We start from the raw sequence: 9202 nt of genomic DNA, 5'->3' as shown, positions 1-9202 counted from the left end.
GGAGTTCGTCGGCGTGCTGCTGCAACGCGTGATGCGACCCGTCTGGCGCGTTCCCGGGCGCTCGGCGGTGGACGCCGCCGCCTCCTTCGTGGGCACCCGGGAGGGCGGCTCGGGGACGCCGCGACGATCGAACCGCCCGGGAGCTCGCGGCTAGGGCTTGTGCGTGGGCGGGCGGCGGCTGGCGTGCCCGCGCCGCCGGTTGCGCACGCTGAGGCTGAGCGCGCCGCCCTGTTCCAGGAGCTGGCGGGCGGCCCGGTTGACGGTGCCGCGCGGTCCGGAGGCCGACGGGTGGGCGCCCTCGTCCGCCTTCAGGTCCGGCTGGGCCAGCAGGGCCGTGGGTTCGTTGTCGTGGTCGTCGAGTTCCTCCGGGAGTGCGTGCAGCTTGCGGGTGCGCTGGAGCCCGGGGCCCCCGTTCTCCGGCCGCCGCTCCACGGGGGCCGCAGCCTCGGTGGGGTTGCGCTTCTCCTCGTCCACGGCCTCCTTCCAGGCCTGGTCCTGCTGCTGGTCCTCCTGCTTCTGGCGGGCCAGACGGCGGGCGCGGTCGGTACGCCAGGCGCGGTAGGAGCGCGCCAGCGGGGTGACGACCGGCCAGGTGACCTTGGCGGGGCGGGAGAGCGCGTGCCACAGGTAGGCGGTGGTGCCCCAGGCCTCCATGGCGCGCCGGGCCTTGGTGATGGTGAAGAAGGTCGGCATGGCGAGCAGGAGCTGCGGCCAGGCCAGGGCGAGTGCGGCGAACAGCGGGTACATACCGCCGCCAGCGATCGCGGCGGCGGCGCCGATGGCCACGGGGACCAGGGCCAGGGCCACTCTCAGCTGGGTGAACTGCCGGAAGCGGTGCAGGGACCGGCGGGCCGAGACCGGCGGCGCCAACCCTTCGGGGAGCGGTGTGGGCTGCACGATCATCGCGAGCAGCAGCGTGCCCACTCCCACGCTGGCGGCCAGCAGGATCGTCCAGCCGGAGGCGGACATCGCACCGCCCACCAGCAGGTAGACCAGCCCCAGGACGGGCAGCGGCGCGGGGAGCCAGAACAGCACCCGCCGGCGCAGCTCGCCCTCCTGCGTGGGCTGGAGTACGAAATCGATCACCGGGCGTAGTATCCGGAACCTCTTCCTCGGTCGCTCGACCACAGCGCTGGACCCCCCATTAACGTCGTGACGGAGCGGTGCGGGGAGCGACGCCCGAGGGTTTCGTCGCCTCTGGCTCCACCCGCAACCTGCCCGTATCAAAGCTATCCCTTTTCGCGTTGTCCCCGGGCGCACACGGTCAGTTACACACATACCCGACGCTGGTGAAACTTCCATAAATCAGCAGAAAAGGGAGGTAACGATCGGATGACGGCGTGACGGAGGTCACCCTGGTCACCCCCTCAGGAGACCACCGTCAGGACGCTCCGTCGCGGGTTTCGGACAGGCGCCCCAGGGCCACCGCCACCCGCAGCACGAAGGAGCCCCTGCCGTCGGAGGGGATGTGCCCGGTGAGCTCGGAGATCCGGCTCAACCGGTAGCGCACCGTGTTCGGGTGCACGAAGAGCATCCGCGCCGTGGCCTCCAGTGACGAGGCGTGTTCGAGGTACACCGACAGCGTGTCCAGGAGGGGCGAGCCCGCGCCCCGGAGCGGCAGGAACACCTCCGTCACCAGCTGCTGGCGCGCCTCCGCGTCGCCCTCCAGCGCCCGCTCGGGCAGCAGGTCGTCGGCGAGCACGGGCCGGGGGGCGTCAGGCCAGGCGACGGCGGCGCGCAGGCCGTTCACCGCCGAGCGCACCGAGGCCCCCGCCGCGTGCAGGTCGGGCACGGCCGGACCCACCACGACCGGGCCGTCCCCGAACAGCCCCGCCAGCGGCTCCACCGGCGCCGCCGGGAGTTCGTCGACCGGGTGGCGGTCGCCCACCCCGACCACGAGGACCACTCGGCGCCCCTGCATCCCCGCGAGGACGTCGTAGCCCAGTCGGCGCGCGGCCGAGCGCAGGTCGTCCATGACCTTGCCGCCGTCCTCGTCGCCGATGTCCCCCGCCACCGCGATCACCGGCGTGTGCGACCAGCCCAGCGCCGACCCCCAGGTCTGGAGGCCCTCCACCTGGTCGCCGTGCAGGAGGGCGTCGACGATCAGCGCCTCCAACCGGGCGTCCCAGGCCCCGCGGGCCTCGGCCGCCCGGGCGTACACCTTGGCGGAGCTGAAGGCGACCTCCCGGGTGTAGCGGAGCATGGCCTCGCGCAGCTGCTGCTCGCCGCCGGGCGCGGCCAGGTCGTCCACCTGGCCCTCCACGACCTCGATGACCACACGGATCATGTCGACGGTCTGCTGGAGGGAGACCGAACGGGTGAGTTCGCGCGGGGCGGTGCCGAACACCTCCACCGTGATGGCGGGCCGACCACGCTCCGGGTCGCGGAACCAGTCCACGAAGGCGGCGACACCGGACTGCGCCACGAGGCCGATCCACGACCTGTCCTGGGCCGACATGCGTCGGAACCAGGCGAGCCGCTCCTCCATACGGCTGACGGCGGCGGTGCCCAGCACCCCCATGGAGCGTTCCAGTCGGCGTACGGTCTCGGCGCGGATCTGTTCCTGTGGGGCGCCGTTCCCGGTCGGCGCGCTCGCGCCGTCCTCGGTCGGTCGGGGTTCGGTGTTCACCCGTCTAGGTTCGCATCCCCTCCGCACCCGGTCCCGGGTTATGTCCCGTGTCGGCCGTCACGCCGGTGCCGACCGGGCCCGGGACCGGCGCTCCGGGGGCTCCGCGTACCGTCGGAAAGTGATCCCCTCCACCCGTTTCGGGCTTGTGGACACATGACCGGCGACGATTTGTGGATTACCTACAAACCGACTTCGGTGAACTTCGTGTCTCTCCCTATCCAACTGGTGATCTCCTACAGGGCAAGGTTGATGTCGTGCTTGTAATCGTTGCTCCAGGCCAAGGCGCCCAGGTTCCCGGTTTCCTCTCCCCGTGGCTCGAACTCCCCGGCATGGCCGAGACGTTCTCCGCGTGGTCCGAGGTGACCGGGCTCGACCTCGTGCGCTACGGCACCACGGCCGACGCGGACGAGATCCGCGACACCGCCGTCGCCCAGCCGCTGCTGGTCAGCGCCGGTCTGGCCACTGCCAGCGCGCTCCTGGCCCCGCACGCCGCCCCCGGCGCCCCGCTGCCCGCCCCGTCCTCCCTCGTGGACGCCACGGCCGGGCACAGCGTGGGCGAGTTCACCGCCGCGGCGCTGGCCGGTGTGCTCTCCCCCGAGGACGCCCTGGCCCTGGTCGCCGAACGCGGTCGCGGGATGGCCGACGCCGCCGCCCGCACCGAGACCGGGATGACGGCCGTCCTGGGCGGGCGGCGCGAGGACGTCCTGGCCGCGATCGAGGCCGCCGGTCTGACCCCGGCCAACGACAACGGCTCCGGTCAGATCGTGGCGGCGGGCACCACCGCCCAGCTGGCCGCCTTCGCCGAGAACCCGCCCGAGCGGGCCCGGCTGCGCCCCCTGTCCGTGGCGGGCGCCTTCCACACCGCGCACATGGCCCCGGCGGTCGAGCGGGTGCGCGAGGCCGCCCGGGGCCTGACCCCCGCGGACCCGACCGTGCGGCTGCTGTCCAACGCCGACGGCGCCGTGGTCGCCGACGGCGCCGACTACCTGGACCGCCTGGTCTCGCAGATCTCCTCCCCCGTCCGCTGGGACGCGTGCACGGACACGCTCGCCGACCTCGGGGTGACCGCGTTCATCGAGCTGACTCCGGCGGGCACGCTCGCCGGGCTCGCCAAGCGCGCCCTGCGCGGCATCGAGATCCTCGCGGTGAAGACCCCCGACGACCTCGAACGCGCCGGCGCCCTCATCAAGGAGCACGCGGGGACCGCCTCCCCCGCGGGCCAGCAGGAAGGCTGAGCATGTTCAACGTCCCGAGCGCGCCCGGCGGCGCCGCGATCCGCTCCCTCGGCGGGTACCAGCCGTCGCGGGTCGTGACCAACGCCGACCTGGAGTCCCGCGTTGACACCACCGACGAGTGGATTCAGAGCCGCGTGGGCATCAGGGAGCGTCGCGTCGCGGGCCCCGAGGACACCGTGGCGAGCATGGCCGTGGCGGCCGGGGGCAAGGCCCTGGCCGCGGGCGGGATCTCCCCCGAGGAGATCGACCTGGTGATCGTGGCCACCTGCACCGCGCAGGACCAGATCCCCAACACCGCCGCGACCGTGGCCGCCCGGCTCGGCATCGACGCCCCCGGCGCCTTCGACGTCAACGCCGCGTGTGCGGGGTTCGTCTACGCGCTCGGGCTGGCCTCGGACTCCGTTCGGGCCGGGAGCTCCCGCAACGTCCTGGTGATCGGCTCGGAGAAGCTCAGCGACTGGGTGGACTGGCAGGACCGGTCCACCTGTGTGATCTTCGCCGACGGAGCCGGTGCCGCCGTGGTCTCGGCCTCCGAGGACCACGGCGTCGGTCCGGTCGTCTGGGGCTCCTCCGGGGAGCGGGCCGACACGATCCACCTGCGCGAGGGCAAGTACCTCTACCAGGAGGGCCAGGCCGTCTTCCGGTGGACCACCACCGAGCTGTACAAGGTGGCCCTGGAGGCCCTGGAACGCGCGGGTGTGGAGCCCACCGAGCTCACCGCCTTCGTGCCGCACCAGGCCAACCTGCGGATCGTCGAGTCCATCGCGCGCAAGCTGGGGGCGCCGCAGGCGCTCGTGGCCCGCGATATCGTCACCGCGGGCAACACCTCCTCAGCGTCGATCCCTCTCGCGCTCTCGCGCATGGTCGAACGCGGGGAACTGCCGTCGGGGAGCACCGTGCTCACCCTGGGGTTCGGCGCGGGCCTGGTCTACGCCGCCCAGGTCATCCGCATCCCCTGATCCGTCCGGTCCCACCGGGGAGGGTCCGCCCGCCCCGCCCGGGAACGCCACCCGACACCACATTCGTCAAGCAAGGAGAAGAACATGGCCGACCACAGCGAGCAGGACATCCTCAAGGGCCTCGGCGATATCGTCGAGGAGATCGTCGGCACCGAGCCCGCCGAGGTCACCCCGGAGAAGTCGTTCGTGGACGACCTGGACATCGACTCGCTGTCCATGGTCGAGATCGCCGTCGCCGCGCAGGACAAGTTCGGCGTGGAGATCCCCGACGACCAGCTCAAGGACCTCAAGACCGTCCAGGACGTCATCAACTTCATCCAGAAGTAGCGTGTCCGGGCCGCCGGTCCCCACCCCGGACCGGCGGCCCGCCCCGTCCCCACCGAGGACACCCCAGACCCACTCATTCGCCACGCCTCCCGGCGGACAGCGCCGGGGGATCGACCCACGAGAAGGGCGATCGGATCATGTCCAAGACCGATGTCGTCGTCACCGGCCTCGGCGCCACCACCCCCCTCGGGGGTGACGTCGCGACCACATGGTCCGCGCTCCTCGACGGCCGCTCCGGGATCAGCATGCTGCCGGAGGACTGGCACGAGAAGCTTCCGGTGCACTTCGCCGGGCAGATCGCGCAGGAGCCCTCCGAGAAGCTGCCGCGCCCCCGGCTGCGCCGCCTCGACCGGACCCAGCAGTTCGCGTTGATCGCCGCCCAGGAGGCGTGGGACCACGCCGGAGCCCCCGACGTCGACCCCCTCCGCCTCGGTGTGGTCGTCTCCAGCGGGATCGGTGGCATCCTCACCATCCTGGAGCAGTACGACACCTTCCGTGAGAAGGGCTGGAAGCGGGTCTCGCCGTTCACCGTGCCCATGCTCATGCCCAACAGCCCCGCGGCCGCCGTGGCCCTGGAGTTCACCGCGCGCGCGGGCGCCCACGCCCCGGTCAGCGCCTGCGCCTCCAGCGCAGAGGCGATCGCCAACGGTGTCGACATGATCCGCGCGGGCCGCGCGGACGTCGTGATCGCCGGTGGCACCGAGGCCGCGATCCACCCCCTGAACATCGCCTCCTTCGCGTCGATGCGCGCGCTGTCCACCCGCAACGAGGACCCGCAGACCGCCTCCCGCCCCTGGGACAAGGACCGCGACGGCTTCGTCATGGGTGAGGGCGCGGGCATCCTCGTCCTGGAGTCGGCCGAGCACGCGGCCAAGCGCGGCGCGCACGTGTACGCCCACGCGGCCGGGGTCGGCTACACCGACGACGCCCACGACATCGTCATGCCCGACCCGGAGGGTGCCGGTCAGGCCCGCGCCATCACCCAGGCCCTGGCCGACGCGGACCTCAGCCCGAGCGACATCGTGCACGTCAACGCGCACGCCACGTCGACCCCGGCTGGGGACGTCGGGGAGACCCGGGCGATCCGCTCGGCGTTGGGCGAGGCCGCCGCCGACCGGGTGGTGGTGACCTCCACCAAGTCCATGACCGGCCACCTGTTGGGCGGCGCGGGCGCGGTGGAGTCGATCGCGACGATCCTGGCGCTGCACGAGGGCCAGATCCCGCCGACCATCAACATCGCCGAGCTCGACCCGGAGGTGGCCGTGGACATCGTCCGCGACAAGCCCCGGGAGATGCCGGCCGGGGACGTCGCCGCCATCAACGAGTCCTTCGGGTTCGGCGGCCACAACATCGCGGTGGCCTTCCGCCGCGCCTGATCGAGCGGGCCCGTGCGCGACCTACGGGCTCAGGTCCCCAGGGGGCGTCACCGCAGGGTGACGCCCCCTGTCGTGTCCGTGGCGGCCGTCAACCCCGCGTGAACGCCCGGCGGCCCACGTCCCAAGAACGGTTGAACTCCGCCGCGCGGGTCTTCAGGTCGGCGCGCCCCGCGCGCGACCATGGACGACGTGTCCACCCTGCCTCGCACACAGACCCGGCCGGTTCCCGGTGCCGACGAGCGGTCGGCGCCCCGTCCCCGTGGTCCGGCCTTCCGTCCCGTCGTGGACCTGGACTCCGGCGCCGTGGTGGCGGTCGAGGTCGTCGCGAACGTTCCCGCCGGTCTGGGCCGTCCGGACGGCCGGGGCGGCGGCCCCGCCCTGGTCGCCGAGTGGCTGGCCTCGCTGGTCCGCGCGGGTGACGGTGTCGAGAGCCAGTTGCCGCTGGTCCTGCCGCTGCCCTCGGTGGCACTCGCCGACGGCACCGGGCTCGCGGGGCTGGTCGAGAGCGCCCTGCGACGGGCCGGCCGCCGACCGCGCGACGTCACCCTGATGCTCACCCCGGATCTGGTGGAGCTGCCCCGGGCCACCGTGCTGACCGCCGTGGCGGGGTTGCGCTCCCTGGGGTTCCGGTGCGGTTTCGGCACCGCGATGGCCCGGCCGGACCTGGTGGTGGAGGCCACGCCGTTCCTGATCCGGTTGGACCCGGTCCTGGTGTCGGGGATCGACGGCGACCAGCGCAACGGGGGGATCGTGGACGGCCTGGCCCGGATCGGGCGCAGCAGCGGCGTGTACGCGATGGCGACCGGGGTGGACCGGGGCGAGGAGATCGTGCGTCTGCGGGAGTGCGGGGTGCGGTTGGGCTGCGGCGCGTTCTTCGCCGGGCCGGGGTGGCGGCCCGGCGAGCGGGTGAACCCCGTGCCGGAGCCCGCGGCCACCGCGCTGGACGACTCGGACGCGGGCCCGAGGGTCACCGAGTTCATGGTGCCTCCGCTGGACTTCGACTCCGAGTCCACGGGCGAGCACGTCATGGAGGCCTTCACCCAGGACACCGCGCTCAACAGCGTGGTGTTGATCGATCACCGGGAGCGGCCGACCGGGGTCATCGACCGGACCCGGTTCCTGTTGTCGGTGACCGGGCGGTACGGGCACGCCTTGCACGCCAAGCGCCCCGCGCTGCGGTTGGCGGAGTCGCCCCGGACCGTGCCCGCGTGGATGTCGGCGATCTCGGCGCTGCGGGTGGCCGGGCAGGACCGCGAGCGCGTGTACGACGACCTGATCGTCACCAACCCGTACGGCCAGTGTGTGGGGGTCGTGCACGTCAGCGACCTCATCCAGTCCCTGGCCCGGCAGTGACCGGGGCCGGGGCGCGCTGAGCGCGGCTCGGTCCCCGCCCGTCCACCCGGCCCGCGCGCGTGGGGGGTGTGAACGCGACGGTGGCCGCGTCCCCGCGGGTGCGGGGAGCGCGGCCACCGTGGGAGACCGGTCGGGTCAGCGCAGGGGTTCGGGGCCCTTGGTGCCCGAGGGGCTGCTGGTCGGCGGGGTGTCGTCCGCCGCGTAGTCGTTGAAGTGCGTGTCGGCGCCGGCCTGGCTCAACCGCTCGCGGAGTTCCTCACGGGTCTTCTCGTCGTGCAGGTAGTCCAGCTCGGGTCGGCGCGGCAGCAGGCCGTCGCCGGAGGAGCGCCCCATCGCCCGGCGGCGCAGCCACGGGACGAGGTACTGGCGGGCCCAGCGGCGGCCCTCACGGCGGCGCAGGATACGCGGCAGCTGCTGGGGCGGGGTGGCCCACGGGTCGGTCCAGGACTCGGGTGGTCCCATCGGGTGGCCCAGCAGGTCGGCGACACGCGCCGCGACGATCTGGTGCCCGGCGCCGTTGGGGTGCAGGCGGTCGTCGCTCCAGGCCCGGGGGTCGTTGAGGGCGTTGAGCGCCCACAGGTCGACGATCTCGGTCCCGGTGCGTTCGGCCACGGCCCGCATGTGCATGCTGAACACCGCGATCCGGCCCCGGTACAGGCGCAGGACCGGAATCCAGCCGGTGTCGTGGCCCGCGAGGATCACCACGCGGATGCCCGCGTCGCGCAGTTGGCGCACGCCCCACTCGAACTTCTCGGCCAGCGCGTCGAGGTCCCCGCCGGGGCGCAGGACGTCGTTGCCGCCCGCGAGCACGGTGACCAGGTCGGGCTTCCAGGCGAGGGTCTGCTCCAGCTGTTCGCCGAAGATGTGTTTCATCCGACGTCCTCGGACGCCGAGGTTGGCGTAGCGGAAGTCCGGGGAGAGCGTGCCCAGGTGTTCCGCGAGGCGGTCCGCGAAGCCCCGGTACTCGCCGCCGGGCCCGCTGTCGTCCTCCATCCCCTCTGTGATGCTGTCACCGATCGCCACGTAGGACCGGATGAGTTCCGGTCTGTTCGCGGGCGCAGCAGCGGGGGGATTCATCTCAAGGTCTGTCACGTCAACCAATCATCCGGATCGACCGTCCCTCGCCTGCCATGCGCCGGGGTGCGCGGGACGGAAGTCTTGGCGGGTCGCGGTCTGCCGCTGGCCCGAATGCCCGAGCACCGTCGGACCCGGGGTGAACCGCGTCGCGGACACCCGGCCGAGGGACGCTCGGGCGAGGACAGTGCCCGTCCAGCATACCCGCGACCAACGTCAGCGCGCCGGTCCCGCCCACGCCGTCGGAGC

Annotated in this window: 8 protein-coding genes; 5 read left to right on the top strand and 3 right to left on the bottom strand. The window is 73.0% G+C overall.

Features of this window, described 5'->3' with window-relative positions; translation table 11 throughout:
- Positions 1–150: 150 nt before the first annotated feature.
- Both ABZ635_RS14510 and ABZ635_RS14505 read right to left on the bottom strand, forming a co-directional pair.
- A complete protein-coding gene (locus tag ABZ635_RS14510; RefSeq protein ID WP_357764263.1) occupies positions 151–1086 on the bottom strand; it encodes a hypothetical protein in 936 nt (311 codons plus the stop codon).
- Between the two features lie 295 nt (positions 1087–1381).
- Positions 1382–2629 (bottom strand): helix-turn-helix domain-containing protein, encoded by a 1248-nt coding sequence (locus ABZ635_RS14505; protein ID WP_357764260.1) that lies wholly within the window; start codon positions 2627–2629, stop codon positions 1382–1384.
- A 254-nt stretch (positions 2630–2883) separates the two neighbouring features.
- Between ABZ635_RS14505 and ABZ635_RS14500 the strand changes: the two genes are divergently transcribed.
- The 5 genes from ABZ635_RS14500 (at position 2884) to ABZ635_RS14480 (ending at position 7879) form a co-directional block, all read left to right on the top strand.
- Positions 2884–3864 carry an ACP S-malonyltransferase gene (locus tag ABZ635_RS14500; protein WP_357764257.1) on the top strand — a complete coding sequence of 327 codons (981 nt, stop codon included), beginning with the start codon at positions 2884–2886 and terminating at the stop codon, positions 3862–3864.
- Positions 3865–3866: 2 nt separating this feature from the next.
- Complete coding sequence (locus tag ABZ635_RS14495) at positions 3867–4823, top strand: beta-ketoacyl-ACP synthase III (protein WP_357764254.1); 957 nt, start codon at positions 3867–3869, stop codon at positions 4821–4823.
- Positions 4824–4907: 84 nt separating this feature from the next.
- Complete coding sequence (locus ABZ635_RS14490) at positions 4908–5150, top strand: acyl carrier protein (protein ID WP_357764252.1); 243 nt, start codon at positions 4908–4910, stop codon at positions 5148–5150.
- Positions 5151–5287: 137 nt separating this feature from the next.
- Entirely contained in the window at positions 5288–6526 is a 1239-nt protein-coding gene (gene fabF / locus ABZ635_RS14485; protein ID WP_357764250.1) for a beta-ketoacyl-ACP synthase II, read from the top strand.
- 189 nt (positions 6527–6715) lie between these two features.
- Positions 6716–7879: an EAL domain-containing protein gene (locus ABZ635_RS14480; protein WP_357764247.1), complete on the top strand. Its 1164-nt coding sequence runs from the start codon at positions 6716–6718 to the stop codon at positions 7877–7879.
- Between the two features lie 135 nt (positions 7880–8014).
- Here the strand turns inward: ABZ635_RS14480 and ABZ635_RS14475 are convergent, their stop codons facing one another.
- On the bottom strand, positions 8015–8956 hold the full coding sequence (locus tag ABZ635_RS14475) for an SGNH/GDSL hydrolase family protein (protein ID WP_357764244.1): 942 nt from the start codon (positions 8954–8956) through the stop codon (positions 8015–8017).
- Positions 8957–9202: the final 246 nt, after the last annotated feature.

Source organism: Nocardiopsis sp. NPDC007018, from assembly GCF_040635075.1.
GTDB lineage: Bacteria > Actinomycetota > Actinomycetes > Streptosporangiales > Streptosporangiaceae > Nocardiopsis.
The sequence above is the reverse complement of the archived record's forward strand: the minus strand, read 5'-3'. Positions and strand labels throughout refer to the sequence as shown.

Bases quoted from the DNA above. Each gene is read 5' to 3' on its own strand.
- ABZ635_RS14475 (WP_357764244.1), bottom strand. From the start codon at position 8,956: ATGAATCCCCCCGCTGCTGCGCCCGCGAACAGACCGGAACTCATCCGG.
- fabF (WP_357764250.1), top strand. From the start codon at position 5,288: ATGTCCAAGACCGATGTCGTCGTCACCGGCCTCGGCGCCACCACCCCC.
- ABZ635_RS14495 (WP_357764254.1), top strand. From the start codon at position 3,867: ATGTTCAACGTCCCGAGCGCGCCCGGCGGCGCCGCGATCCGCTCCCTC.
- ABZ635_RS14490 (WP_357764252.1), top strand. From the start codon at position 4,908: ATGGCCGACCACAGCGAGCAGGACATCCTCAAGGGCCTCGGCGATATC.